The sequence below is a fragment of the Bradyrhizobium zhengyangense genome (assembly GCF_022012435.1).
GTDB lineage: Bacteria > Pseudomonadota > Alphaproteobacteria > Rhizobiales > Xanthobacteraceae > Bradyrhizobium > Bradyrhizobium zhengyangense.
In genome coordinates this window covers 321,936-347,789 of record NZ_JAKLUA010000002.1, presented here as the reverse complement: position 1 = coordinate 347,789, position 25,854 = coordinate 321,936, and the positions used below count along the sequence as shown (strand labels likewise).

Genomic DNA, 25,854 nt, shown 5'->3' with positions numbered 1-25,854 from the left:
GTGGCATGCCGAACCACGGGCGGCCTTAAGCACCTGGCTCGGCTATCGCCTCGCTCTGGTCCGCCACAATCGGCGCAGACCAAGATTGAGCTGCCCCTTGATCTCAGACGTCGGCAAATCTTCGCCGGCGACCCATGACTTGAAATCAACGTCCAGCATGTCCTCTTCGAGCGCGGCTGCATCGCCCCCGATACCGATCAGGAGCCGTCGCTTTCCCGGCTCGGCAACGATGGTGTGCAGCGTTTGGGCGCGACCGTAATTATGGAAGGCCGGCGAGGCCGAAAAGTTCAGCGCCTGGAACGTCTGCTCGGCCGTCAGATTTCGCGCGGCCCAACCTTCCAGCGGCGGGAGCCGGTCGATCGAATGCGCGACCCGGCGATTGAGGCGCCGCAATTGCGGCGACTGGAAATGATTGGTGCAGGCAAGCCAGTCGCCACCGCGCACCGCGACCGCGCCGGCCCCTGCTTCAACCACCGCAGCCACGCCGCCGGAATCGAGCAGCGAATAATTGTACTGCATGGCATGAGGCGTGCGGCGCAGAAGGTCGACGGCCTCCGCCGTCGTCGCACAGCTATCCAGGACGCGCCTGACCAGTAACACGCTGTTGAGACCGGGCGCACGCGGTCGCGCCTTGACCAGATGCAGGCCGATGGCGAGACCGTGTTCATTCATGCCGTCCAGTCGTCCGGTCAGCTGATGGCTGCCGCCGATGCTGGCATAGCTGCCGCTGATCTGGACGAGCGCGAAGCGTCCCTCATACCCTCGCGGCCAGAAATCATAGTTGCGGCCATAAACACCACCAGACATCACGGCCGAGCAGCCGCCTGTCGGCATCCTCATGCCTTCGTTGCCGAAATAGGTGACGGCATGCTCCATCGAGATGTTGAGCCCCTCGGCGATCCCGCCGATCTCCTCCCACAGAGCAGGCGCATACGCCCTGAATGCACGCTCCTCGGTGCGGATGTTCAACCACCAGGGCAGCTTCAACCGCTTGCGGAGAAATGCCTTGCCCTTGCGGGTCGCGGCAAACGCATCCGCTTGGGCGCGGCCGACCTCGTAAGCAGTGCCGCGACATTGCACAAGGCTGACGCGAAGCGTCTTGGGCTTGTCCGCCATGTGATGCTCTGGTGGGACGGAATCGGGACGGCTGGGCTACAACCTCTATAGCCTAGAGCCGAGCGGTCGTAACGCGACTCACACGCGAAAGTCTGGCGGGCCATGCGATAAGCCGCCCCCTCCCGGCATTGGCACGCCTCCCCCAATCGTGTAACCCGGCCAAAACGTTGCCGGGACGGAACGCTGATGAGTGCGGTTGCCAATGATGAGGCGGGACATGGCACACGCGCGCTGATCTTTGCGCTGGTGGCGCTGGCCTGTGGGCACATGCTCTCTACGCTGCTGCGCACCATCCCGGCGCTCAGCCTCGACCTGATGGCGGTGGATTTCCACGTACAGCCGCAGGCGCTGGCGAGCCTCACCTCGGTCTATCATTTTGCGTTCGCCGCTTCGCAAATCCCTGTGGGCGCCGCAATGGACCGCTTTGGCGTGCGGCCGGTGTCGCTGAGCCTGCTTGCGGGCACCGTGGTCGGCGCGACCGCGTCGGGCTTTGCGACCGGGCCTGAGAGTTTTGCCTTCGGGCAATTGCTGCTGGGCATCGCGACGTCAGGCATGCTGATGTGCCCGATGACGCTGGCGGCGAAGCAATTGTCGGCGGCGCGCTTCGGGCTGTGGTCGGGCGCGATCCTGTCGATCGGCAATATCGGCATGCTGCTGTCGTCGAGCCCGCTCGCCTTCGTGGTCGACACTTACGGCTGGCGCGCCGGGTTCTGGATCGCCGCGGCCGGCGGCATCGCGGTGGCGCTCGCCGTGTTTGCGCTGGTGCCGAACCAGCCAGCCGAGCACAAGGACGATTCCTCGCCGCTGTCGCAGATGATCGAGGTGCTCAGGCTCGGCCTGTCGCGGCCCTTGCGCGGGCTGATCGCGTTGGCGCTGGTGTCGCTCGCGACCTCGCTGGTGCTGCGCGGCTTGTGGGGCGGGCCGTGGCTGATGCAGGTCAAGGGCCTGTCGCGGGTCGAGGCCGGCAACCAGCTCGGCGCCTACACGCTGGCGATGATCGCAGGTCCCCTGCTGATGGGCATGGTCGACCGCAAGGTCGGCCACCGCCGCGAACTGGTGGCTGGCACGCACACGATCGCAGCTCTGCTGGTGGTGCTGATGGCGCTCGGCGCGCCGCATTATGCGGTTGCATGGCTGTTCGGCGTTGAGGTCATGCCACCGCAATACGACCTCGTGCTGTTCGTGCTGATTGGCCTTGCGACCTCGGCTCAGCCGCTGCTGTTCGGCATGTGCCGGCAACTGGTGGACGCGCAGACCGCCGGAAAGGCGCTAGCCGCCGTGAACCTCGCCTTCTTCCTTGGCACCGCGCTGATGCAGTCGATGTCAGGCGCTGTCGCATCGGTCGCGGGATTGCCGGCGGTGCTGCTGTTCATGGCGGCGATGCTGCTCGTCGGCGTGACGATCTTTTTGACTTACACCTCACAGCATTCGTAAGGTAGGCGCTTCGCATCTGTAGGGAATTCAGTTCATGCCTGTCGACGCCAAAGCCGCCACCGACCGTCTCATGCGCTTCCTCTCCATCGAGGGCGTCACCGGACAGGAGGCGGCGATCGGGCGTGAGCTCACCGCCGCGCTGAAGGAAAGCGGCGTGCCGGCGAAGGCGATCCGGCTGGACGATGCCAACACCCGCATTCCCGTGCCGACCGAAACCGGCAATCTCATCGTCGACCTGCCCGGCCGCGGCGCGCTGCACAACCAGCCGCGCATCATGTTCATGACCCACATGGACACGGTGCCGCTCTGCGCCGGCGCGAAGCCAAAGAAATCCGGCCGCAAGATCGTCAACGAGGCCAAGACCGCGCTCGGCGGCGACAACCGCTGCGGCTGCGGCGTGCTGGTGACCTTGGCCGCCGAGCTCGAGAAGCAGCAGCTCGACCATCCGCCGATCACGCTGTTGTTCTGCGTGCGCGAGGAGAGCGGGCTCTACGGCGCGCGCCACGTCAAGCTGGATGAGCTGGGGTCACCGGTGATGGCCTTCAACTATGACGGCGGCTCGGCCTCCAACGTCGTGATCGGCGCTGTTGGCGCCGACCGCTGGACCGTCGAGATTTTTGGCCGCGCCTCGCATGCCGGCGTCGCGCCGGAGCGCGGCATCTCCTCGACCATGATCATGGCGCTGGCGCTTGCCGACGTGAAGGCCGGCGGCTGGTTCGGCAAGGTGGTGAAGGGCAAGGGCGCGAGCGCGCGGCAGGGCACCAGCAATGTCGGCCCCGTCACCGGCGGCGAGGGCCGCCCCGCGGGCGATGCCACCAACGTCGTCACCGACTACGTGCATGTGCGCGGCGAGTGCCGCAGCCATGACGGAAAATTCTTCAAGGAGATCACCAAGGCCTACAAGGCCGCGTTCGAGAAGGCGGCCAAGAAGGTGACAAACGCGCAGGGCAAGTCCGGCAAGGTCAAGTTCAAGGCCGAGACCGACTATTATCCGTTCCGCATGAAGGAGAACCTGCCGGTGGTGAAGCGCGCCATCGAGGCCGTGTCCGCCGTTGGCGGCACCCCGAACGTGCGCGCCGCCAATGGCGGCCTGGACGCCAACTGGATGGTCCGCCACGGCATTCCGACCGTGACCTTCGGCGCCGGGCAGAATGAGGCGCATACGATCGACGAGTGGATCAATCTCGACGAATACGATCGCGCGTGCGCGCTGGCGGTGCAGCTGGCGACGACGCGGTGAAGGAGGTTCGTAGGGTGGGTTAGCCCCGCGGATCGCGCGAAGCGCAAACCGGGGCGCGTAACCCACCACTGTTCGTAGCCGCAGGAGACAGCAGAGGTGGGTTACGCCAGCGGACTGCGCTTCGCGCAGCCGCTAGCTAACCCACCCTACGAAGAAGAAGAAAAAGAAGATACAGGGAGGCCACATGCCGCGCATCGCTGATATCGAGACCGGACTCTACCGGATCCCCCTGCCCGTCACGCTGTCCGATTCCACGCATGGCGATATGTCGGCGTTCGAGCTGATCACCTGCCGCGTGCGCGATGCCGATGGCGCCGAAGGCATCGGCTACACCTACACGGTCGGACGCAATGGCGGCGCCATCGCCGATATCCTGAAGCGCGAGATTCCGCCGTTGGTCGAGGGCCGCGAGGCCGACGACACCGAGGCGCTCTGGCATCACGTCTGGTGGGGATTGCACTATGGCGGGCGGGGCGGGCCGACGGTGCTGGCGCTGTCCGCGCTCGACATCGCGCTGTGGGACCTGAAGGCGCGGCGCGCGAACTTGCCGCTGTATCGGCTGCTCGGCGGCTTCGATGCGCGCGTGCCCTGCTATGCCGGCGGCATCGATCTCGATCTTTCCGTGGAAGCGCTGCTCAAGCAGACCGACGGCAATCTCGCCAAGGGGTTTCGCGCCATCAAGATGAAGGTCGGCCGGCCCGATCTCAAATCCGACGTCGCGCGCGTCGCGGCCATGCGCAAACATCTCGGCGACGGCTTTCCGCTGATGGCCGACGCCAACATGAAGTGGACGGTGGAGGAAGCGATCCGCGCTGCGCGCGCGTTTGTGCCGCATGATTTGACCTGGTTGGAAGAGCCCATCATCCCCGACGACGTCGCCGGACACGCACGCATCATGCAGGCCGGCGGCGTGCCGATCGCGGCGGGCGAGAATCTGCGCTCGCTGTGGGAGTTCAAGAACTACATCACCGCGGGCGCGGTGTCCTATCCCGAACCCGACGTCACCAATTGCGGCGGCGTTTCCGCGTTCATGAAGATCGCGCGGCTGGCGGAGGCGTTCAACCTGCCCGTCACCAGCCACGGCGCGCATGACATCACCGTGCATCTGCTGGCGGCCTGCCCGAACCGTTCCTATCTCGAGGCGCACGGTTTCGGGCTGGACAAATATATCGAGCATCCGCTGGTGCTCGAGGACGGCAAGGCGCTGGCCCCGGCACGCCCCGGCCACGGCATCGGCTTTGACTGGAAGGGACTGGCGAAGCTGGTGTGATACCCATTGCTCGTCATTCCGGGGCGCGACGAAGTCGCGAGCCCGGAATCTATCGGGCCACAGAGATAGCTGCGCGATGGATTCCGGGTTCGCGCCGAGAGGCGCGCCCCGGAATGACGGGCGATATGGCGCGCATTGCTGCACGCTAGGCATTCCAAGGGGCTTGATGCGGCGTGCGGATAATCGTCTAGAGTGGTGACAGCTGACACCATCAGAGAGAGCCGCATTTGACCCCCGAGCTGCACCAGAAACTGACTGCGTGGCGCCAGCATCTGCATGCCCATCCCGAGCTATCCCTGCAGGAAAAGGCGACCGCCGCCTTCGTGCAGGAGCGACTCACCGAGCTCGGCATTCCCTTCGTGTCAGGCATCGGCGGCCACGGCATCGTCGCGACGCTGACGCGCGGGTCAGCCGAGGGGCGCGTCGGCCTGCGTGCCGACATGGATGCGCTGCCGATCACCGAGGATACGGGCCTCAGCTACGCCTCGAAACATCCGGGCGTGATGCATGCCTGCGGCCATGACGGGCACACCGCCTCGCTGCTCGGTGCGGCCGCGCTGCTCGCCGCCGACAGCAGCTGGAGCGGCACGGTCGACTTCATCTTCCAGCCGGCCGAGGAAGGTTTTGGCGGCTCGCGCGCGATGGTCGGGGCCGGGCTGTTCGAGCGCTTCCCGATGGAGCGCGTGTTCGGCTTCCACAACTGGCCGGGTCTCGAGGCCGGAACCATCGCGGTCCATGACGGTGCGGTGATGGCCTCGGGCGGACGCGTCACCATCACCATCGAGGGCCACGCCGGCCACGCCGGGATGCCGCATCTGACCCGCGATCCCGTGATGGCCGCCGGCCATCTGATCGTGGCGATGCAGGGAATCGTGTCGCGCAGCGTCGATCCGCTCGACACCGCCGTGCTCTCGCTGTCGACGATCGAGGGCGGCACCGCGCCCAACCAGATCGCGGGGAAAGTCACGATCCGCGGCACGCTGCGGCATCACCGCAATGGCGTGAAGGACATCATCCTGGCGCGGATCGCCGAGATCTGCGCCGGCATCGCCACGAGCTTCGACGTCAAGGTGACGCCTGATATCGTCATGGGCGTCGGCGTGACGATCAACACGCCGGAGGAAGCGGGCCTTGCGCGCATGGCCGCGGACAAGGTGCGGGCCAAGGTCAGGCGCGATCTCGCGCCGAGCATGGCGGGCGAGGATTTCGCGTTCTATCTCAAGCACCGGCCCGGTGCATTCGTCTGGATCGGCAACGGGCCCTTGCGCGACGGCGCCGAGCTGCACGGCCCGCGCTATGATTTCAACGACGCGATCCTGCCGGTGGCATCGGGCTGGATGGCTGAGGTCGCCAAGACGGCGCTGTCGGCGAACTAAGCGAGGGCCTGTGGCTCCGCCGGAGCGGTTGCGCTAGGATCGAGACACGTTCGAGCCAGCGAGTTCAGGATGAACCGGCGCGAATTCGTTTCGGGATTGACGGCGGCGTCGGTGTTTGCGGGCGCGGCGCGTGCGGCCGCAACTGCCGAAGGCCGGCGGGTCGCTCTCGTCATCGGCAATGGCGCCTACAGGAACGTACCGGCGCTGCTCAATCCGCCGAACGACGCGAGCGACATTGCCGCGGCGCTGAAGCGACTTGGCTTCACCGTCACCCTGGCAACGAATGCGAGCTTCGACGAGATGCGGCGCGGCCTGATCGCGCTGGGGCGCGAGGCCGCCGGAGCCGACATGGCGGCTGTGTATTTCGCCGGCCATGGCATGGAGATCAATGGCGAGAACTGGCTGATCCCCGTTGACGCGGAGCTGAAGCGGGATACGGACGCGGCGAATGAAGCCATCAATTTGCAGAGCGTGATGTTGCAGGTGTCGAACACCACGAGCCTCGGCCTCGTCATCCTCGACGCCTGCCGCAACAATCCGTTTGCGGCAAAGATGAACAGGTCGATCGCCACGCGCGCAGCTCCCGCGAGCGGGCTCGGCCGCATCGAGCCTGTTGGTAACGTTCTCGTCGCTTATGCCGCGCGCGACGGCACCACGGCGCTGGACGGCGACGCGCGCAACAGCCCGTTTGCGGCGGCACTCCTGCGCAATATCGAGGTATCAGGCGTCGAGGTCACCTTCATGTTCCGCAATGTCCGCGACGACGTGATGGAGGCAACGCGCAACGAGCAACAGCCGTTCGTCTACGGCTCGCTGTCGCGCAAGGCAATCTACCTCGCCGGCCGGCCAGCTGATGGCAGCGAGCAGGCGGCCCCGCCCGGCCCGCTACCAGCTGCCGTGTCCCCTGCTCCGCAAACGCCGACGCCGCCAGCGATCGATCCCGCGCTGGTCGGCACCTGGGAGATCATGGTGCCGAGCGGCCGCGGCCAATCACGCTGGATCTGGCAGATCATGGGCGATGGCACTTACCGCTTCCACGCCGAGCCGCAGCGCTCGGCGCGTCCACACGAAGGCACGATCACCGCCGCGAACGGCCGCTGGACCCTGCACGCGACCAGGGGCCTGTCGAACTACAGCGATGGCGGCGCCTACGAGATCCACGACACGCTGGCTGTCATCACTGGCAAGCTCGGCACCGGCGCCTGGAAGCGTGGCGCCGAGTAGCTCGCACATTCGCACGATGATGGCGCCCCGCTGGCCGCAGTTACGGCGGCGTCATAGCGCCAACCCTGCTCCTGGAACCCGGATTTTCCCGACTGCTCGGCCCCCCGCGCCTTGACGCGCCGCGCACGGGCAGGTTTAATGAATTTCAACAACATTTGTTCGCATTCCGAACATCTTTATTGGCTGGGCAAAGCGGGATCACAACACCGCGTCCGCAACACCAGAGGAAACGTCACCGATGCAAGCCATCCTCAACGGCGACAGCACGCTCGTCATCGCGATGATCGTCGCCTATATCGCCTTCACCTCCTGGCTCACGTTCAAGCTGCGCAGCCGCACCAGCGATCAGTTCATGACCGCTTCGCGCGCGATGCCGGCCGTGGTCGTCGGCGTGCTGATGATGAGCGAATTCGTCGGCGCCAAATCGACCGTCGGCACCGCGCAGGAAGCGTTCCAGTCGGGCATGGCCGCAGGCTGGGCCGTGCTCGGCGCCTCGATCGGCTTCCTGCTGTTTGGCCTCTTGATGGTGAGGAAGCTCTACAATTCCGGCGAATACACCATCTCGGCGGCGATCGCGCAGAAATACGGCAAGTCGACCATGCTCACGGTGTCGGTGATCATGATCTACGCGCTGCTGCTGGTGAATGTCGGCAATTACGTCAGCGGCGCCGCTGCGATCGCGACCGCGTTGCATGTCAGCCTGCCGGTTGCGATGTGCATCATCGCCGTGGTCTCGACCTTCTACTATGTCTTCGGCGGACTGAAGGGCGTCGCCTGGGTGACGATCCTGCACAGCGCCTTCAAGGTGGTCGGCGTCATCATCATCTTTGCGGTCGCGATGTCGCTGACCGGCGGCATCGCGCCGATGCAGGCCAAGCTGCCGGCCTATTATTTCAGCTGGGACGGCAAGATCGGCTTTGCCACCATCTTCGCCTGGACCTTCGGCACCGTGGGCGCGATCTTCTCGACGCAGTTCATCGTGCAGGCGATCTCCTCGACGCCAAGCGCCGATGAGGCCCGCAGGGCGACCTACTACGCGGCGGCGTTCTGCCTTCCGCTCGGCTTCCTGCTCGCGCTGATCGGCGTTGCCGCGAAGTATCTCTACCCCGATATGAACAGCCTCTACGCGCTGCCGGTATTTTTGGAGAAGATGCCGCCGCTGGCCTCCGCCTTCGTGACGACCTCGCTGGTCGCCTCGATCTTCGTCAGCGTCTGCACCGTGGCGCTCGCGATCGCTTCGCTCGTGGTGCGCGATTTCTACGTGCCCTATTGGAAGCCGACGCCGGAGCGCGAACTGAAGATGACGCGCGTGTTCTCGATCGTGATCGCGATCGTGCCCTTGGTCTTCGTGTTCTTCATTCCGGAGATCCTGAAACTCTCGTTCTTCACCCGCGCGCTGCGGCTGTCGATCACGATGGTGGCGATGCTGGGCTTCTATCTGCCGCTGTTCGCCAGCAACCGCGGCGCCACCGCCGGCCTGATCGGCGCTGCGGTCTCGACCACGGTCTGGTACCTGCTCGGCAATCCCTTCGGCATCGACAACATGTACATCGCCGCGGTGACGCCGCTGCTGGTGATGGCGATCGAGCGCCTGGTGATGGGCGCCGCGCCCGCCGCCCCGGCCGCGCAACCAAATGCCTTGATGGAAAGGACCTCGACATGACCATCGTTACCGAGGTCGTGACCACCGAACCCGAGATCGCGGCCGACGGCGCCGTTCGCCAGGCGGCCGGCGATCCCGATAGGTTCGACGCCTTCATTCCCTCGCCTTGCGTGCAGAACCACGCAGCCAATCTGATGCCGCTCGCCAATGGCGATCTCGCCTGCGTCTGGTTCGGCGGCACGCAGGAGGGCATGTCGGACATCTCGGTCTATTTCTCGCGGCTGCCCCGCGGCGCGACGCAATGGTCGCCCGCGGAAAAACTGTCGGATGATTCCGGCCGCTCCGAGCAGAACCCGGTGCTGTTCCCTGCCCCCAACGGCACGCTGTGGCTGATGTGGACGGCGCAGCTTGCGGGCAACCAGGACACCGCCATCATCCGCCGGCGCCTGTCGCACGATCATGGCAAGAGCTGGGGCCCGATCGAGACGCTGTTTCCGGAGCATCGCGGCCGCGGCACCTTCATCCGCCAGCCGATCGTCGTGCTCGACAATGGCGACTGGCTGCTGCCGGTGTTCTATTGCCACAGCACGCCGGGCAAGAAATGGAACGGCGACGAGGACACCAGCGCGGTGAAGATCTCGTCCGATGCCGGCAAGACCTGGTACGATGTCGGTGTCCCTGGCAGCCGCGGCTGCGTGCATATGAGCATCGTGCGCCTCGACGACGGCTCGCTGCTGGCGATGTATCGCAGCCGCTGGGCCGACAACATCTATCAGAGCCGGTCGACCGATCACGGCCGCAGCTGGTCGGCGCCTGAAGCGACCGCGCTGCCCAACAACAACTCCTCGATCCAGCTGACGCGGCTCGGCAACGGTCACCTCGCGCTGGTGTTCAACGATTCCAGCGCCAAGGACGCAACCGGCCGCCGCCTCTCGCTTTATGACGAGATCGACGACGATCTGCCGCCCGTGCTCGCCGGCGACGCCGGCAAGACTGAGGGCCGCACCGCATTCTGGGGCGCACCGCGGGCACCGATGACGCTGGCGATCTCGGCTGACGGCGGCAAGAGCTGGCGCAAGCGCAATGTCGAGATCGGCGACGGCTATTGCATGACCAACAATTCGCGCGACCAGACCAATCGCGAGCTGTCTTATCCCAGCGTCAAGCAGACCGCCGACGGCGCGATCCACATGGCCTTCACGTTCCATCGCCGCGCGATCAAATATGTCCGCGTGACCGAGCCATGGGTGACGCGGGGCTGAAGCGATGGACAAGCGGCCGCACGCGCTCGTCACGGGCGCCAGCTCGGGGATTGGCGCAGCGATCGTCGAGCGCCTGCTGCGCGACGACTGGCGCGTCACCGGGATCAGCCGCCGGCCTGTCACGTTCGATCATCCGGCGTTCGAGCATTTGTCGCTCGATCTTGCAGAGGTCGATTCCATTGCCGCTGCCGTCGCCGATCTCGCGCCGACGGCGCTGGTTCATGCCGCTGGCCTGCTGAAGGTCGCCCCGCTCGGATCGCTCGACCATGACGACGGCGCTGCGATGTGGCGGCTACATGTCGATGTCGCCGAACGCCTCGCCGATGCGCTGGCGCCGCGCCTGCCGAAGGGCGGGCGCATCGTCTTCATCGGCAGCCGCACCGCATCGGGCGCAGCCGGCCGCGGTCAATATGCCGCAACGAAGGCGGCGCTGGTGGCGCTGGCGCGATCCTGGGCGATCGAGCTCGCGCCACGCGGCATCACGGTGAATGTCGTCGCGCCCGCCGCGACCGAGACGCCGATGTTGAAGGACCCGACGCGCGCCACCATCGCGCCAAAGCTGCCGCCGATCGGCCGCTTCATTCAGCCGGAGGAAGTCGCGGCCGCCGTGGCATTCCTGCTCTCGGACGAAGCTGCCGCCATCACCGGGCAGCAGTTCGTGATCTGCGGCGGCAGCTCGCTCTAGGCCAGGGCGTTTATTTAAGGGGCAGGCCGACTGACGTCTGGTGAACTTCCAACAGCCAAGACCGGACATTCTCTCAGGTCGCAGATGGGCCACTTTCGGACTTTCTGAGCGGAGACCCACCCATCTCAAACAGCTTGGACTAGTTCGTCTAGGAATGGCTTGGCTCACGAGCCGGTCTTGCCGCAAAGAAGTAGATCAGCCCATACATAGGTACAAATAACGATGCGACCGCATGGATAACAGCCTTGTTCTCGACGCCTCGAACGACCCCAAAGATCGGGCTCGCGAGCTTTGCGGCCAGCAGGAACAGTATGAGCCAGTGCCAAATTGAAAGCGAATCTATCATCGCCTGTCTCTCTCGCTCTGACTGGTCAAACTCGAACCAGGTATAATCACTTGAAGCGATGCGATTGATTGGCAATCGCCACCCATGGCTGTCTGAGCATCGGTTGAATTTCACACGAATGGCGAGTCCGTCACGCCAGTTTGTCGCGTCCCGAATTTCCTTGGTTCAATCTGAAATCGATTGGAGCAAAAAGGCGGCGAGACGCCCGTGGGTCTGAAGTGGTCAAAACCGGTAAAGCTCAAACGGAGGAGACGTTTTCCGCCCGGTCATCGGCAGCCGATATTGTGTTTAAAACTACACGCCCTCGCTCACGTCTCGTCGAGAACCTCGAACAATTCCTCGACCATGTCGAACGGGGCATCGCGGGTCTGGCTGTGGTAGATGACGCGGTCGCCATCGCGTTGCAGCGACTTCCCCTTGGACTTTCGCAGCCGTCCCGGCAGGAACGTCGCGGCCACCGCGCTTTGCCCGACGTCGAGGCGGATGATGCCCCTGCGCTTGCAATCCAGCCTCAGCCGCGCCGCCGCGAAGAAATCGCGCGCGGCCTGCGGCAATGGCCCGAAGCGGCGCGAGGTTTCCTCTTCGAGATCGTCGAGATCGTCCTCGCTGGCGCAGCGTGCGGCGCGGGCATAGAGCTCCAGCCGCACGGGGTTGGATTGCACGTAGCTCGGCGGCAGCATGTCCGCGATCGGCAGATTGAGGTCGGGTACCCACACCACGGACATGCCGTCGTCGACCTTCTCCGAGGCCATCTTGAGCAGATGGCTGTAGAGCACCGGGCCGAACACCTGGACGTGGCCGGATTGCTGCTCCGAGAACAGGTCGCCCGCGCCGCGTAGATCGAGGTCGCGCTCGCTGATGGCGAAGCCCGCGCCCGGCCGGCTGAACTCTTCCAGCACGGCCAGCCGCTTCTCTGATTGCCCCGAGGTCGACTCGGTCAGGAGATAGGCGAAGGCGCGGATGCCGCCACGCCCGACGCGCCCGCGCAGCTGGTGCAATTGGGCGAGACCGAAATTTTCCGGCCAGCACACCACGATGGTGTTGGCGCGCGGGATGTCGAGACCGCTCTCGACGATGTTGGTGGCCAGCAGCACGTCGGCCCTACCCTCGACGAAGGTCATCATGCGCTCGTCGATCTCGTCGGCCGGCAATTTGCCGTGCAGGCAGACGATCTTCAGATCGGGCGCCACCGCCTGCACCCGCGCCAGCATCGGCTCGAGATCCTGGATGCGCGGGCAGATCAGAAAGCTCTGGCCGTGCCGCCGTTGCTCGCGCAGCAGGGCCGAGGCGATGGCAGCATCCGACAACGGCGCGATCTTGGTTGCGACCGGCAAACGATGCACTGGCGGCGAGGCGATGAGGCTGAGATCCCTGAAACCGGCAAGACCCGCGGCGAGCGTGCGCGGGATCGGCGTGGCGCTCATCCAGAGCGTATGTGCATTCTTGGCGAGCCCGGAGAGTTTTGCCTTCTCGGCGGCGCCAAAATGCTGCTCCTCGTCGATGATGACGAGGCCGAGATCGTCAAACCTCACGTCCTTCGACGTGAGCGCCTGCGTGCCGACCACGATCTTGATCCGGCCGCTGCGCAGGCCTTCCCTGGTCTCGCGCACCTCGGCGCCCGAGGTGGCGCGCGACAGGCTGCCGACCTCGATTTCGAGGGGCGCAAAGCGCTTGCGGAAGGTCGCGACATGCTGACGGGCCAGCACGGTCGTCGGCACCGCGATCGCGACCTGCTTGCCCGAGAGCACCACGGCCGCCGCCGCGCGCAGCGCCACCTCGGTCTTGCCGAAGCCGACGTCGCCGCAGATCACGCGGTCCATGGGATGGCCGGATGCGAGGTCGTCCAGAACGTCGTGGATCGCCTTGGCCTGATCGATGGTGGTGAAATAAGGAAAGCGCGCGACGAATTTTTCGTAAGGCGCCCCCGGCGGGACCAGTTTTTCTGCCTTGCGCCGCTTGCGCTGGCTGATGTGCTTGGCAAGCACCTTGCCGGCGGCCTGGATCTCCTGCTCGGCCGCGCTGCGGCGCGCCCACCATGTGCTGCCATCGGCCTTGTCGAGCGCGAGCTTGCCGCGCTCGGTCGAATACGGCCACATCAGCGCCAGATCGGGCGGCGGCACGAGGACTGCATTATCGCCGGCGAAGGACAGGCGGACCATCTCGCGCATGGCCCCGCCACCGGTGTTGACGGTCTGAAGACCGTCGAGCACGCCGATGCCGCGCTGCAGATGCACGACCACCGTGCCCTGCTCCGGCACGTCGGCATGATCGAATGCCGCGCTCCAGCTTCGCGCCATCGGTTGCGGATGGTGCGCGCGGCTGCCGAGCACGTCGGTCGCGGTCAGGACGACAGCAGGCTTTTTGCCTGGAATGACGAAACCGCCATCGAGATCGGCGAGCAGCGCGACGTCGCGATGGCGCGCCTCGTCAACCTCCGCCCAATCCGTGACGCGCTCCGTCTTGACGCCGCTCATCCGCTCCATCGCGCGCAAATCTTCCTCCTGCGCGGCGACGAGGATGAAGCGCGAGCCGGCGCGCCTGGTCTCCTCGACGAAGGCGCGAAGAGACTTCCTGGCGGACGACAGCTTTGAGAATTCCGGCGTTGGCTGGAATGGAGAGATGCGCGCCAGCACTTTCATGCCGCGGGTCGCCTGCTTCCAGTCGCTGCGCGCCAGATATTCGCGCTCCCTGTCCGCGCGGCCGGCGGCCTCCTCGATCGTGCTCAACCAGGCATCGGCATGATCAGACACGCCGGCGTCCGCAATCCACCTGGCCTTGCCGCAATAGTCGAACAGCGTCGCACGCCTCGCGCGCGCCCCCGATAGGGCTGTTCGTTCCGACATGGGATCGACGAGAAGCTCCTTTGTCTCGAAGATGATGTCGTGCTGTTGCGGGTCGAACGCCACGATCCGCTTGATGGCGCGCCCGGAATGCTCCACCCGGAACGGCCCCAGCGCTCCGGCCGGAAAGATCTCGAAGGTCTGGCCGTGAAACAGCGCGCCGCCCGGGTAATCCGGCTCGTCGTCGAGATCATAGCCCAGTTCTTCGAGGCGCGCGCGAAGCTCGCTCTCGGAAAACGTGCCGCCGACCTTCAAATCCGTGTTCAGGCGCAACAGGTTCGCCGCGGGCGGCAGGCGCTCCATCACGGCTTCGGCTGTGGAGATGAGGAAGATCGGCTGTTTGGCTTTCGCCAGGCGCCGCAGCACCGAGGCACGACGGCCAGCGATCTCGCGCGATGGTTCCAACTGGTCGAACGGCAGAGTGTTCAGCCGCGGAAACACCAGGACCTCGCAGGACGGGTCCAGCGCATGAATGATACTGCCGAGTCGCTCCGCCCTGTTCTCGCTCTCCGCGAGGAACACGAGACCGCTGCGGCCGGTCTCTTTCCATTGTGCCAGCAGATGCAGCGCCATCATGCCCAGCGGCGACGACGAGGAGATCGTGGCGCGCGGCGCGCCCTTGCCCGGCTTCGGCGAAGCCTTGGCTGGCGTGCGCCTGCTTGTCGGGCTCTTTGCGAGCGCGCGCTTCTTGGGCGAACTCTTGACTGCCGCTTTCTTGATTGCCGCGTTCTTGGCTGGCCGCAATGGCTTGGAATGACGCACGTGAATCCGTTTCTCGTCGTAAGCAATCGTCAATGCCAGGCGCCACCGAGCTCATGTTGATTCGGTTGCGAATGGTCATGCATATGGGATGGGGCGCACGAACATGCGCCTCTCCACCAACCTCGTGCGACGCAGAGGTCGCCGGCAAACGCACAATGCGCGAGGATGAGCCGCCAGTCGTCTAGCAGACGCGCCGGCCGATTTCCACTCTTGTGATCACGTCGCGGCTAAATGATGCCGCTCTGCCGCAGCGCTGCAATCGCGGCCTTGTCATAGCCGAGTTCCGCGAGCACGGAATCAGTGTGTTCGCCAAGCGTCGGCGGACGCGATGCGATTTCGCCGGGCGTTTCCGAGAGCCTGACGGCAGCGCGCGCAACCGGCGCCTGCTTCGGCAAGCCGGGATAGTCGACGTCCTGCAAGAAGCCGGCGGCGCGAATGTGCGGATGATCCAGCGCCTGCTGCGGGCTTAAGACCGGCCCGGTCGGTATCATCGCCTTGCCGAGCGTGTCGACAGCCTCCTGCGTGGTGCGCATCGCGCACCAGCGCGCCATGCGCTCGCTGATGACAGGGCCGTTGTTGCCGCGGCTGATATCGTCGGCAAAGCGCGGATCGTTCAGCCAAAACTCCTCCTCGCCCATCAGCTTCGCCCAGCGCTTGAACAGCGGATGACCCGTGACCTGGCACAGCACCCAGCCATCTTTGGTGCGATAGATATCCGCAGGCGCGGCAGTCTGGCCGAGATTGCCTGTCGGAACGCGGCTGACGTTGATGACCGCCTGCTCGATCAGCGTCGCATTGGTGAAGGACAGAGCGGTCGCCAGCAGCGCGCCCTCGACGATCTGCCCGCGTCCGGATTTGCCGCGCTCGATCAGCGCGGCAAGCGTCCCGAAGGCGCAATGCAGCGCGGTGCCGAAATCCACCCAGTTCACCGCGGCCCGATACGGCGGATCGCCGGCACCGGTCATGTAGACCGAGCCCGACATGACCTGGCCGACGCCATCAAAGCCGACGCGGTCAGACCAGGGGCCCGGCCCGCCGAACGCTGTGGCTGTCGTCAGGATGATGTCCGGCTTGATCGCCTTGAGCCGCTCATAGTCGAGCTTCATCGCGCGCAGGGTCTGCGGTGGCAGATTGGCGACGACGACGTCCGCGGTCGCGATCAGCTTGCGCATCACCTCCTGCCCTTCGTCCGTCATCGGATCGAGCGTGATGCACTTCTTGTTGCGGTTGATCTGAAGAAACAGCGCGCCCTCGCCGCCTTCGCCGACCGGCGCCACGAAGCGGTCCTCGCTGCCGTCGCGCTTCTCCACGCGAATGACTTCGGCCCCGAACTCGGCCAGCAATGTCGCGCAATATGGCCCCGCGATATAGCGCCCGAAATCGAGGACGCGCACGCCGTCCAGAACTCCCCCCATCGGCCTCATTCCTTATGTCTTTCCCGGCAGATTACAGGGAATGGGTGCCGCGGCAAGGTGGCAGCCCACAACCGGCCTCGCTCTCAAGATGTGATCGGACAACCCGTTTCGGCTGGCGGAAATTCTGCTCTAGTATGGAGCCAGCAGTCCCTCCAGCCGGAAGCGCACACCCATGCCGCAACAATTCGATCGATCCGCAGAAGATCTCGGCAACGCCATCCATTTCGAGCACGTCAACATCACGGTTCCGGATCAGCGCCTCGCCACGCTGTTCTACGTCACGGGCCTCGGGCTGACCCGCGATCCCTATCTGATGGTCTCAGACACCAACATGTGGATCAACGCCGGTCGGAGCCAGTTTCACCTGCCGCAGGGCAAGCCACAGGTGCTGCGCGGCCATACCGGGCTCGTCATCGAAGGACGCGAGGCGCTGCTGGCGCGACTGGCCTCGGTCAAGAGCAAGCTCGAAGGCACGGCCTTCGCCTACGCCGAGCACAATGATTATGTCGAGGCGACCTGCCCCTGGGGCAACCGCATTCGCGTCCATGAACCCGACGCCGCGCGCTTCGGGCGCATCACGATCGGCATCCCCTATGTCGAGTTCGATGTGCCGGTGGGATCGGCGCAGGCGATCTGCGCCTTCTATCCAGAGGTCATGGGCATGCCCGCGGCCTTGCGCAACGGTGACGGCAAGGTCGCCGCGGTGCAGACCGGCCGCGACCAGCACCTCTTGTTCCGCGAGACCGACCGGCCGCAGCCCGGCTATGACGGCCACCATGTGCAGATGTACATCACCGATTTCTCGGGCCCCTATCGCAAGCTGCTGGCGCGCGATTTGATCTCGCGCGAGGACAATCAGTTCCAGTACCGCTTCTGCGACATCGTCGATCTCGACAGCGGCAAGCCTCTCTTCACGGTCGAGCACGAGGTGCGCAGCGCGACGCACCCGATGTTCATGCGGCCGCTGGTCAATCGCAACCCCGCCGTCAACAACCGCAACTACGCCTACGGCCACGACCAGGCGGCTTGGGCGATGGGACCGGATCAATACGAGGGTTAGGGAGCACTTGGCTGGGGCGGGAGGGTACCACGCCAAGACCATATGCCTGAATACCCTGAAAAATTCAGGCGACGCGATCACCGGGGCCATCTGACCAGCCTTCGCGCGCCGGCCTGTCGGTTGCCATCGGACCGTCCCCCGGGAGCCTCGACAGACAGAGAAGCGCCGTCGAACTCGTGACACATCGGTGCAATGCGAGCCCGTGTATTCGCGCTACGCTTAATTGTGTTCAGGAGAAAGTGGCTCCCCTATTGCTTCGACACCGACGGTTCCGGCCTGAAGAGCACAGTGTAATCGGCAATCAAGCGGAATTCTTGCTGTGTGGGGCGCAAGTTGCCTTGTTGCCAAGCATTTGAGTACTGCGTCTTCAGCCGCAGGCCTTTCAAGGGGCCTTCGGTCGGCCGGTACTGCAACGTCCAGTTCTCGACGGTCGGGGATCGCCACGTTGGTCAGCGGATTCAGGGCTCCCCACCCCTGGCTATACCAGGCACCGGTGCTCAATCCGGGGAGCCCAAAGGCCGCGAAATCATAGGCCGCGCTGCCGCCGATTGCCTTCTCGCCGGCGTTGTCAAAGGACACCTGCTGCATGTCCGTGTAGTTCGGTTTGGTGCCAAAAGGCGAATAGATCTTGGACTGGTTTCCTGTCGCCGATCCCGCAACGAAGAGCGTCCAGCCGGCATACGCCATCTGTGCCTTTGCAGAAGCCTGATAGGTCTCGAATGAATTGCCCGTCAGCAGGTTGTCGCCGACGCTCGTCTGGGCGATGACATTGCCGCCCAAGATGAAGTTTGGCATTCCCTTTGGCTGCCTGAAGTCATACTCCGCCTGGCCGAAACCGGAATTGATGAAATTCTGGACGTTGTAATCCATCGCCGTCAGCACGAGGCCAGGGATCGGGCGCAGCCTCATCATTCCAAATGGCGTGCCCTCTGTACCGGTTCCGGCAAGCGCATTCGACATCGAAATGAAATCGTTCGAATCGCGCGGCTTGATATTCCAGATGTAACCAAGGGCGTAGTCGTAGAGGCGATCCTTGTCCGGTAACGATACAAGCGTCGCGGCCTCGAACGTATTGGGCACCATCCGATTGTCTTGAGGATTGATCAATGGCGTGTCGACCAATTGCCGGCCGCCACGGATTTCCTGGTCGCCAAGTTGAATCCGTCCGTAGATCTGCCCCAAGGTATTGATGTTGTTCTGGCCCGGCGCCAACAACTTCGTACCGTCTTGGTCCGGAGGACCAAATATCTTCTCCGATCCATAGAATGCGGCGTGAACGCCGAACAGGTCGCCGATCAGACCAGATCGGATCGCAAGCCATCCACCTGCGGCATAAGCCTGCGACTTGGTTCCGTCGAAATTGTCGCGGTTCATGTAGTAGGTTCGTGCGACGTACTGCACCAGTGAATCTCGAAAAAACGCCGGCAGTTCCTGTGCATTCCGGCCCCAGTAGATTTCCTTCATGAACGGTTGCGCGGGGAACTTGTCCAGCGTCCACGAGGACAGACGCTCGCGATCGGCAATTTCATCTCGCGACGCGGGCAGCAGAAGTTCTTGGGCTGTTGCCAGCGGCGCGGCGCAGAAGCAAATTGCAACGAGGCCGGCTGAAGCAACGAAGCGGCTGCACCTGATTCGAAACATGCTGTGCATACTTCCTTCTCCTGTCCCCGGGAGCGGATTGATCGCATGCTGGTTAAGGATCACGACAGCATTTCTCTCAGTCCAACCTTTGACTTAGATCAACCTCAGCTCCCCCTGAGTACCGTCAGCGGTATCGAAGCACTGCTTGCCAGATTGAGTTACTCGTCCCGAAGGTGCTTACGCGAACCTCGCCGAGACTGCAGTGCTAGAGCGCCACGTCGGCGCGTGTCCGGCAAGGACACCGAGATCGCCTTCAATTCCCGGCAGATCGACCTGATGAGCCTCGCCGAGAAACACGATCCCTGCCGGACTGACCAAAGACACTTCAAACGCAGACATGCCAGTCCCCCTCAAGAGCTCCCGCGCAATTTGCCGCAGCTTACTCCTCGTTCGCCCCGTCTCGGCGAAGACGCTTGTGTTCACCGCTATGGCTCCCCTCGTGTCGCAAGCATCTGGACTTCCATCCATCCTCGCGTTCTCACGCGGCCCGCAACCATCTTCGGGAACGGCAAAGCGACAGACAGAATACGCGCAGGTTCTGCGGCGCCTTACACTTGAGCCTCACGCCAAATCACGTTCGCACCTTTGACTTATCGCAAGAGACAGAACGTCCCAGTGTCACAGATTGGCGACATTGATACTCACCATCTGGAGGAGGACGACAATGCACAAGTTTACGGTCTGTACGTTTGCCGCAATCTTCGCACACATTGGACTTGCGTCTTCGCCGGCGTTCGCAGCCTCGGAGTGCCCGGCCACCGGGACGTTGTCCGACTGGGGAGTCAACTCGACCGGTTATTTCGCCGTCGCTTCAGGTGGAAGCTGCCAGTTTCCCGTCAGAATCGCCGGCGAAATGCTGAGTTCGAAGATCGCGACAAAGCCTGCGCACGGCACCCTGACGAAGCTTAACGTAACGACCTATGTGTACACGGCGAAGGCCGGCTACAAAGGTCCGGATAGCTTCGCGGTCGCCGCGACGGGCAAGGGTCCAACAGGTCATGGCACGTCTATCATTACTATGAATGCAACTGTGCAATAGTCGCTTGGGACACCGATCTCGAAATCATGCGGCACGTCAGGAATCAGGCCCGCGGTCGTTCGGCTGTTCGCTATCGAAGCGATGAGCCGGACCGCGCGAGTCACGGCAGAAACAGCAAAACTGATTCATGCGGACAAGTTCTCGCATAACCCGCTCGGGCCGCGGCGTCCGCTCCCAAGAGCAGTAGCGTTAGCAAAACAATCTTCGGCCGTAAGCTGGCCTGCCGGCCTCTTTGAGCAATTTGACGGCCGTTTCGATGCTCGGCGCTCTCTTGACCCAGATTTCCAACGAGTTGACGCTACGGGGCGGACTAATATACTAGTGTTCCAATTCTAAGATGGGAGGAAAGCTTGGACCGACGCACGGCGCGCGATCGCGGTCGCCAAGGCGGCCGTCCAATCAGCTCCGCACCCGCCGAGGCCGACGCAATTCTGTTGAGGCGCAATACCATCGCAGAGCAGATCCATGCCCTCCTGCGCCGCGACATCATCTGCGGTCGCCTGCCGCCACGCGCCGGCCTAACCGATCAGGAATTGGTCCAACGTTTTCGCGTATCGCGAACGCCAATCCGGGAGGCCATGATCAAGCTCGCTGATGAAGGCCTGGTCGAGATATTTCCGCAATATGGCTCGTTCGTCGCACCGATCAAACTCGCCGAGGTCTTGGACAGCCAATTCGTTCGCGAGACGCTGGAATGCGCCGCGGTCGAAAAGGCGGTCGCGCAGATGGATTCCAGGCAGGCCGATGACCTGAAGGCTCTTCTGGATCGCCAGCGCGCATTGCAGCGAAGCGGCGACGAGGAGGGCTTTATCCGCGCCGACGAGGCCATGCATGCCCGGATTTTTTCGATCGCCGGCCATCCGACAGCCTGGCAGTTTGTGGCCGGTGCCAAGGCACAGATGGATCGCGTGCGCTATCTCGCTATGACGATCCTGCACAAACAACCATCTGTCATCGCCCAGCACGCCCTCATCATCGACGGGCTCTGCGCCCGGGATCGCGAGGGCGCTGTCGCGGCCATGCGCACCCACACGCGGGGAATTCTGAAGACCATCGAGATTCTCAAGGGTGGGAAGTACGACTATTTCGCCGAAGAGGACGGAAATCTGCAGCCGCGGCGCGAAGCACTCGATCAAGAAGCCCGGAAGCGGCCGCGGAAAGTACAAGCCGACAACTTACCATAAGCATCGCGCAAGACGTTGCGCGCCAATTCAAAAGGGAGAGAGAACGGCCATGACATTTGCACCTACTCGCCGCAACGTCGTCGCGGGCCTCGCCGGCTCGTTCGCCTTCAACGGTCGCGCTTTCGCGGCGTCTCCGCCGCTGCCGTCCTCCCCCGTTTCCTTGAACATCGTCGACGTTGCCGGCAACCTGGCTTTGACGCAAAAGGCGATCGAGGCCTACCGCGCCAAGAAGCCCAGTCTCGTCTCCAAGATCACCTTTACCAAGGCGCCGGCGCCGGAGCTGCCCGGCAAAATCAAGGCGCAACAGGACGCTGGCCGGGTCGACATTGACGGCGTGCTGACCGGCATCGATGCCCTCTCAGCGGGAGTCGACCAGAACCTCTGGATTCCGACCGTGAAGGACTACGCGGACAAGCTGCCGAAGCTCGACGATATCTATCTGCCGGGCGCGCGCGCCATGCAGGGGCTCGCGGCCAATCAGGGCGTTTGCATTGTGTTCTGTCCGGCAGGCCCCGTGATGGAATACATGCCCGAGAAGGTGAAGCAGGTGCCGGGCACGGCCGAGGAGTTGCTGGCCTGGGCCAAGGCCAACCCCAACCGATTCATGTACGCACGTCCCGCCAACTCGGGTCCGGGCCGCGTATTCATGATGGGGCTTCCCTACATCCTCGGGGACAAAGACCCGAAGGATCCAAAGGACGGCTGGGACAAGACATGGTCGTTCCTCAAGGAGCTTGGGCAAAACGTCGAATATTATCCCGCGGGTACGGGCGCGGTGATGAAGGAGCTCGGCGAAGGTTCGCGCGACATGATCCCCTCACAGATGGGCTGGGACATCAACCCGCGTGCGCTCGGCGTTGTGCCGAAAGAAGCAAAGGTCTTCTTCCTGAAAGGCTTCCACTGGATTCTCGACGCCCACTATCTGTGTATCCCCAAGGGCGTCAGCCCTGACAAGCTCGCGGTGCTGCTCGATCTCCTCAACTATCTGCTCGGCAAGGACGCGCAGGCCACCACCTACGACACCGGCTACTTTTATCCGGGACCGGCAGTGAAGGATGTCACGCTGGCGATGGCGCCACAGGACAGCCAAGACGTCATCAAGGAATTCGGTCGCGCGGAATATGAGGCCGCGATCACTGGCAACCCACAGGAGCTGCCGCTGACACCCGATAAGCTCGTCTACGCCTTCGGTCGCTGGGATGAGCAGATCGGCGCCCAAAAGAAGAAATGACGCGGGGTGGCCTGCCTTTATGGCCCTCAGATGAGAGCAGCCTGGTTCTCCTGGAGTTCTTGATACATGTCGATTGCAGGACGTGACTTCCGCGAGCTCCGGCTGGAGGACCTGAATCGCAGCTTTGGCATGCTGAACGCCCTCAAGGGCGTCAGCCTGAGCGTCAAACGGGGCGAGTTCATTGCACTCCTCGGCCCGTCCGGATGCGGCAAGTCGACCGCACTCAACTGCCTCGCAGGCCTGCTCACGCTGAGCGGCGGCAGCATCTGGCTCGACCAGACCCGGATCGACCGGCTCAAGCCGGAAGAGCGCGGCTTCGGCATGGTGTTCCAGAACTATGCGCTGTTTCCGCATATGACAGTCCGCCGCAACATCGGCTTCGGGCTCACAATGCAACGCAGGCCAAAGGAGGAGATCGCGCGCAAGGTCGAGGAAGCCCTTGCCATCGTCCGCCTCGGCCAGCAGGGCGACAAGCTGCCGGGTCAGCTTTCGGGCGGTCAGCAACAACGCGTGGCGATCGCACGTGCCATCGTGATCGAACCGCCGCTGGTCTTGATGGATGAGCCGCTGTCCAACCTGGATGCAAAGCTTCGACTGGAAATGCGCTCGGAGATCCGCCGCATCCATGACCTGATCGGCTCGGCCACCATCTATGTCACCCACGACCAGGAGGAGGCGCTTTCGCTGGCCGACCGGATCGTCGTGATGCGCGACGGCACGGTGCGCCAGGTCGGCACGCCGGCGGAGCTCTACGGCCGGCCGGCGCATGCCGATGTTGCGGAGTTCATGGGTTATCGCAACGTGCTGCCCGCGCGCGTGCTCGACGGCGGCGGCAGCGGTTGCATTCAGGTGTCTGTCGGCGGCGCTGCGCTCAAAGGGATGGCCATCGAACAACGCCCCGCCGATCAGGCGATCGTTGCCGTTCGGCCCGACGATCTCAGGCCCGCCAGCGACGGACCAGTAGCCGCGATTGTGGAGAGCGCGCAGTACCACGGACGCGAGTTCTACTGCTCCGGACGTGCAAGCGACGGTACCGAGCTCTATTTCTGCTCACCGCAACCAGTACGGAAGGGCGAGCGGGTGCTCCTGGCCGCCGATCCGACCCGCGTGCTGATTTATGCGGGCACATCATGACCCATACTTCCGATCGGCTGGCGCGCGCCACGCAAGAGAGTACTCATGAACGCACTCCCTGGCGCGTCCGGCTTGCGCTCCATGACATCGACGGCATCACCCTTCTGGTGGTGCCTGCGGTGCTTTTTGTGCTCGGTCTCTTCGTCTATCCGTTCCTCTATGGTTTGGTGTTGTCATTCAAGCCGCGTGCCGGGGACTTCCTTGCCAACTACAGAAAATTCTTCTCCGACCCGTTCCTCTATGACACTATTTACGCGACATTGCGGCTCGCGCTGCCGGCGACCATCATCAACGTACTGGTTTCGATTCCGGTCGCGCTTCGCGTGCGCAAGCTGCACCGCCGCCGGCTGTTGACGACAATCCTCGTCATCCCGATCACGCTCGGCACGGTGCTGATCGCCGAGGGCCTGCTCAATTATCTCGGTCCGCAGGGCTGGCTGAATCGCACGCTGATGCTGTTGGGCGTGATCAGCGCGCCGCTGCGGCTCGTGCACAACTACACCGGCGTGATGATCTCCCTGATTCTGTCCGGCTTCCCCTTCACCTTTCTGCTGACCCTCTCTTATATCACCGGGATCGATGCCTCGCTCGAGCAGGCCGCCGCAACGCTCGGGGCCACGGCCCGAGCGCGCTTCCGCCATATTGTGCTGCCGCTGCTGGTGCAGGGGCTCGCTGTCAACTTCTGCCTCTCCTTCGTTCAAACGTTTTCAGTGTTTCCGTCGGCGGTGCTGCTGGGGGCGCCGGCCGGCGATACAAGAGTGATCTCGATCGCTGCCTATCAGGCTGCCTACGAGCAGTACGACGCGTCCATGGCCGCGACGATCGCAATGATCATGGGCTTCGTGCAACTCACCGTCGTCGTGCTGGCACTCGCGGGGCGAAACCTGTTCTACCGTGGCGCGGCGGGTGGCGGAAAGGGCTAAAGGGCAATGGGCCAGGACAAGACCATCTCCGAGCGACTGTGGGCCGTGGCGATCTGGGCAGCCGTTATCTTCTTCATCATCAACTTCATGGCGATGATTGCGACGGTCGTGATCAACTCCTTCGGCACGCGATGGCTCGGAACGTGGTTGCCGGCCGGCTACACGACTCGCTGGTACCGCTCGGCGTGGGACGAATTTCAGCTCGGTGATGTGTTGATCACCACGTTCCAGGTAGTTGGCGCTGTGGTGCTGTTATCAGGGCTGTTCGGCGTGCCCGCAGCCTATGCGCTGGCCCGCCGCAACTTCCCCGGCAAGCAGCTCGTCATGCTGTTGTTTCTGCTCCCCCTGATGATCCCGCCGATCACGTTCGGCATTCCGCTCGCGACCGTGCTCTATCGGCTCGGCGTCGGCGGAACATTTTGGGGCGTCATCATTGCCAACCTCGTGCCGACAGTGCCTTTCGTCATCCTGGTGATGATCCCCTTTATCGAGCAAATCGACCCGCGTATCGAGTCCGCGGCCCGCGTGTTCGGCGCCGGGACAGGGCAGCTGTTTGTTTACGTCCTGGTTCCGCTGCTCGCACCGGGCATTCTGGCAGCGCTGCTACTGGTACTGGTACGCACGATTGCGATGTTCGAGTTGACTTTTTTTACCGCCGGGCCCGATAGCCAGACGCTGGTTGTCGCGCTTTACTACGCCGTCTATGCAGCCGGCGTGAGGGCGGGCCAGTCGATCGACGCGATGGCGGTCATCTACATGATCACCACGCTGATCTGGCTGCTGATCGCGCTACGTTTCGTCGATCCCACCCAGATGGTCGCCCGCGCTAAGCAGGAAGCAGCGAGGTAAGATGACAAAAAAATTCCGCCGCGCTGTTGCGAGTGCGCCGCGGGCTTCGCGCTAAGTGGGTCCGGGCCTCCGAATGGCGGAATCAAAATCAGTTTGATAATTCAACGATTTCAAGGGGGCGTTTGGAATAAGGCCGAAAAGTCCCCTCTTCTGAGCCAAGATCCGCTCATCGTGGATCAACCGTTGACAGCGAAAATCCAACCACGAGCGGGTCTGGGGC

Annotated in this window: 19 protein-coding genes and 1 pseudogene; 15 read left to right on the top strand and 5 right to left on the bottom strand. The window is 63.7% G+C overall.

The window, feature by feature from the left end:
- Window positions 1–42 precede the first annotated feature (42 nt).
- On the bottom strand, window positions 43–1,116 hold the full coding sequence (locus tag L6637_RS10040; protein ID WP_237870375.1) for a C45 family autoproteolytic acyltransferase/hydrolase: 1,074 nt from the start codon (window positions 1,114–1,116) through the stop codon (window positions 43–45).
- A 186-nt stretch (window positions 1,117–1,302) separates the two neighbouring features.
- Between L6637_RS10040 and L6637_RS10035 the strand changes: the two genes are divergently transcribed.
- The 8 genes from L6637_RS10035 to L6637_RS10000 all read left to right on the top strand — a co-directional run bounded on the left by L6637_RS10035 (window position 1,303) and on the right by L6637_RS10000 (window position 11,210).
- Window positions 1,303–2,550: an MFS transporter gene (locus L6637_RS10035; protein WP_237870373.1), complete on the top strand. Its 1,248-nt coding sequence runs from the start codon at window positions 1,303–1,305 to the stop codon at window positions 2,548–2,550.
- 34 nt (window positions 2,551–2,584) lie between these two features.
- Window positions 2,585–3,790, top strand: a complete 1,206-nt coding sequence (locus L6637_RS10030; RefSeq protein ID WP_237870371.1) for a M20/M25/M40 family metallo-hydrolase — start codon at window positions 2,585–2,587, stop codon at window positions 3,788–3,790.
- A 184-nt stretch (window positions 3,791–3,974) separates the two neighbouring features.
- Window positions 3,975–5,060: a mandelate racemase/muconate lactonizing enzyme family protein gene (locus L6637_RS10025; RefSeq protein ID WP_237863524.1), complete on the top strand. Its 1,086-nt coding sequence runs from the start codon at window positions 3,975–3,977 to the stop codon at window positions 5,058–5,060.
- A 227-nt stretch (window positions 5,061–5,287) separates the two neighbouring features.
- On the top strand, window positions 5,288–6,436 hold the full coding sequence (locus L6637_RS10020) for an amidohydrolase (protein ID WP_237870369.1): 1,149 nt from the start codon (window positions 5,288–5,290) through the stop codon (window positions 6,434–6,436).
- A 69-nt stretch (window positions 6,437–6,505) separates the two neighbouring features.
- Window positions 6,506–7,660 (top strand): caspase family protein, encoded by a 1,155-nt coding sequence (locus L6637_RS10015; RefSeq protein ID WP_237863522.1) that lies wholly within the window; start codon window positions 6,506–6,508, stop codon window positions 7,658–7,660.
- Between the two features lie 238 nt (window positions 7,661–7,898).
- Window positions 7,899–9,323: a sodium:solute symporter family protein gene (locus L6637_RS10010; RefSeq protein WP_237870367.1), complete on the top strand. Its 1,425-nt coding sequence runs from the start codon at window positions 7,899–7,901 to the stop codon at window positions 9,321–9,323.
- Window positions 9,320–10,525 carry a sialidase family protein gene (locus L6637_RS10005; RefSeq protein WP_237870365.1) on the top strand — a complete coding sequence of 402 codons (1,206 nt, stop codon included), beginning with the start codon at window positions 9,320–9,322 and terminating at the stop codon, window positions 10,523–10,525. Before L6637_RS10010 ends, L6637_RS10005 begins: the two co-directional genes overlap by 4 nt.
- A 4-nt stretch (window positions 10,526–10,529) precedes the next feature.
- Entirely contained in the window at window positions 10,530–11,210 is a 681-nt protein-coding gene (locus L6637_RS10000) for an SDR family NAD(P)-dependent oxidoreductase (protein WP_237863519.1), read from the top strand.
- Window positions 11,211–11,864: 654 nt separating this feature from the next.
- Here the strand turns inward: L6637_RS10000 and L6637_RS09995 are convergent.
- Together L6637_RS09995 and L6637_RS09990 are read right to left on the bottom strand one after the other, a co-directional pair.
- Window positions 11,865–14,972 carry a DEAD/DEAH box helicase gene (locus L6637_RS09995; RefSeq protein WP_338076849.1) on the bottom strand — a complete coding sequence of 1,036 codons (3,108 nt, stop codon included), beginning with the start codon at window positions 14,970–14,972 and terminating at the stop codon, window positions 11,865–11,867.
- Between the two features lie 413 nt (window positions 14,973–15,385).
- The gene (locus tag L6637_RS09990) at window positions 15,386–16,573 is read right to left on the bottom strand and encodes a CaiB/BaiF CoA transferase family protein (RefSeq protein WP_237863518.1); all 1,188 of its coding nucleotides are present in this window, start codon (window positions 16,571–16,573) and stop codon (window positions 15,386–15,388) included.
- A 172-nt stretch (window positions 16,574–16,745) separates the two neighbouring features.
- Here L6637_RS09990 and L6637_RS09985 point away from each other — a divergent pair, with 172 nt between their 5' ends.
- Complete coding sequence (locus L6637_RS09985) at window positions 16,746–17,633, top strand: VOC family protein (protein WP_237870363.1); 888 nt, start codon at window positions 16,746–16,748, stop codon at window positions 17,631–17,633.
- Between the two features lie 219 nt (window positions 17,634–17,852).
- Here the strand turns inward: L6637_RS09985 and L6637_RS09980 are convergent, their stop codons facing one another.
- Both L6637_RS09980 and atpC read right to left on the bottom strand, forming a co-directional pair.
- Window positions 17,853–19,283: an OprD family outer membrane porin gene (locus L6637_RS09980; protein WP_237870361.1), complete on the bottom strand. Its 1,431-nt coding sequence runs from the start codon at window positions 19,281–19,283 to the stop codon at window positions 17,853–17,855.
- Window positions 19,284–19,493: 210 nt separating this feature from the next.
- Window positions 19,494–19,613 (bottom strand): annotated as a pseudogene (gene atpC / locus L6637_RS09975) (F0F1 ATP synthase subunit epsilon); the annotation flags it as partial.
- 325 nt (window positions 19,614–19,938) lie between these two features.
- Here atpC and L6637_RS09970 point away from each other — a divergent pair.
- From L6637_RS09970 to L6637_RS09945, 6 genes are all read left to right on the top strand, one after another.
- A complete protein-coding gene (locus L6637_RS09970; protein WP_237863515.1) occupies window positions 19,939–20,313 on the top strand; it encodes an Ig-like domain-containing protein in 375 nt (124 codons plus the stop codon).
- Between the two features lie 350 nt (window positions 20,314–20,663).
- On the top strand, window positions 20,664–21,497 hold the full coding sequence (locus L6637_RS09965; RefSeq protein WP_237863514.1) for a GntR family transcriptional regulator: 834 nt from the start codon (window positions 20,664–20,666) through the stop codon (window positions 21,495–21,497).
- A 49-nt stretch (window positions 21,498–21,546) separates the two neighbouring features.
- A complete protein-coding gene (locus L6637_RS09960) occupies window positions 21,547–22,728 on the top strand; it encodes an extracellular solute-binding protein (RefSeq protein WP_237863513.1) in 1,182 nt (393 codons plus the stop codon).
- A 66-nt stretch (window positions 22,729–22,794) separates the two neighbouring features.
- On the top strand, window positions 22,795–23,862 hold the full coding sequence (locus tag L6637_RS09955) for an ABC transporter ATP-binding protein (protein ID WP_237863512.1): 1,068 nt from the start codon (window positions 22,795–22,797) through the stop codon (window positions 23,860–23,862).
- A complete protein-coding gene (locus L6637_RS09950; RefSeq protein WP_237863511.1) occupies window positions 23,859–24,785 on the top strand; it encodes an ABC transporter permease in 927 nt (308 codons plus the stop codon). The genes L6637_RS09955 and L6637_RS09950 overlap by 4 nt, the downstream gene beginning before the upstream one ends.
- Window positions 24,786–24,791: 6 nt before the next feature.
- A complete protein-coding gene (locus L6637_RS09945) occupies window positions 24,792–25,634 on the top strand; it encodes an ABC transporter permease (protein WP_237863510.1) in 843 nt (280 codons plus the stop codon).
- The last annotated feature ends 220 nt before the right edge of the window (window positions 25,635–25,854 follow it).

Excerpts from the sequence above, each read along its gene's own strand:
- L6637_RS10040 (WP_237870375.1), bottom strand. The coding sequence starts at position 1,116 with ATGGCGGACAAGCCCAAGACGCTTCGCGTCAGCCTTGTGCAATGTCGC.
- L6637_RS10035 (WP_237870373.1), top strand. The coding sequence starts at position 1,303 with ATGAGTGCGGTTGCCAATGATGAGGCGGGACATGGCACACGCGCGCTG.
- L6637_RS10030 (WP_237870371.1), top strand. The coding sequence starts at position 2,585 with ATGCCTGTCGACGCCAAAGCCGCCACCGACCGTCTCATGCGCTTCCTC.
- L6637_RS10025 (WP_237863524.1), top strand. The coding sequence starts at position 3,975 with ATGCCGCGCATCGCTGATATCGAGACCGGACTCTACCGGATCCCCCTG.
- L6637_RS10015 (WP_237863522.1), top strand. The coding sequence starts at position 6,506 with ATGAACCGGCGCGAATTCGTTTCGGGATTGACGGCGGCGTCGGTGTTT.
- L6637_RS10010 (WP_237870367.1), top strand. The coding sequence starts at position 7,899 with ATGCAAGCCATCCTCAACGGCGACAGCACGCTCGTCATCGCGATGATC.
- L6637_RS10005 (WP_237870365.1), top strand. The coding sequence starts at position 9,320 with ATGACCATCGTTACCGAGGTCGTGACCACCGAACCCGAGATCGCGGCC.
- L6637_RS10000 (WP_237863519.1), top strand. The coding sequence starts at position 10,530 with ATGGACAAGCGGCCGCACGCGCTCGTCACGGGCGCCAGCTCGGGGATT.
- L6637_RS09995 (WP_338076849.1), bottom strand. The coding sequence starts at position 14,972 with ATGATGGCGCTGCATCTGCTGGCACAATGGAAAGAGACCGGCCGCAGC.
- L6637_RS09990 (WP_237863518.1), bottom strand. The coding sequence starts at position 16,573 with ATGGGGGGAGTTCTGGACGGCGTGCGCGTCCTCGATTTCGGGCGCTAT.
- L6637_RS09985 (WP_237870363.1), top strand. The coding sequence starts at position 16,746 with ATGCCGCAACAATTCGATCGATCCGCAGAAGATCTCGGCAACGCCATC.
- L6637_RS09980 (WP_237870361.1), bottom strand. The coding sequence starts at position 19,283 with ATGCACAGCATGTTTCGAATCAGGTGCAGCCGCTTCGTTGCTTCAGCC.
- L6637_RS09970 (WP_237863515.1), top strand. The coding sequence starts at position 19,939 with ATGCACAAGTTTACGGTCTGTACGTTTGCCGCAATCTTCGCACACATT.
- L6637_RS09960 (WP_237863513.1), top strand. The coding sequence starts at position 21,547 with ATGACATTTGCACCTACTCGCCGCAACGTCGTCGCGGGCCTCGCCGGC.
- L6637_RS09955 (WP_237863512.1), top strand. The coding sequence starts at position 22,795 with ATGTCGATTGCAGGACGTGACTTCCGCGAGCTCCGGCTGGAGGACCTG.
- L6637_RS09950 (WP_237863511.1), top strand. The coding sequence starts at position 23,859 with ATGACCCATACTTCCGATCGGCTGGCGCGCGCCACGCAAGAGAGTACT.
- L6637_RS09945 (WP_237863510.1), top strand. The coding sequence starts at position 24,792 with ATGGGCCAGGACAAGACCATCTCCGAGCGACTGTGGGCCGTGGCGATC.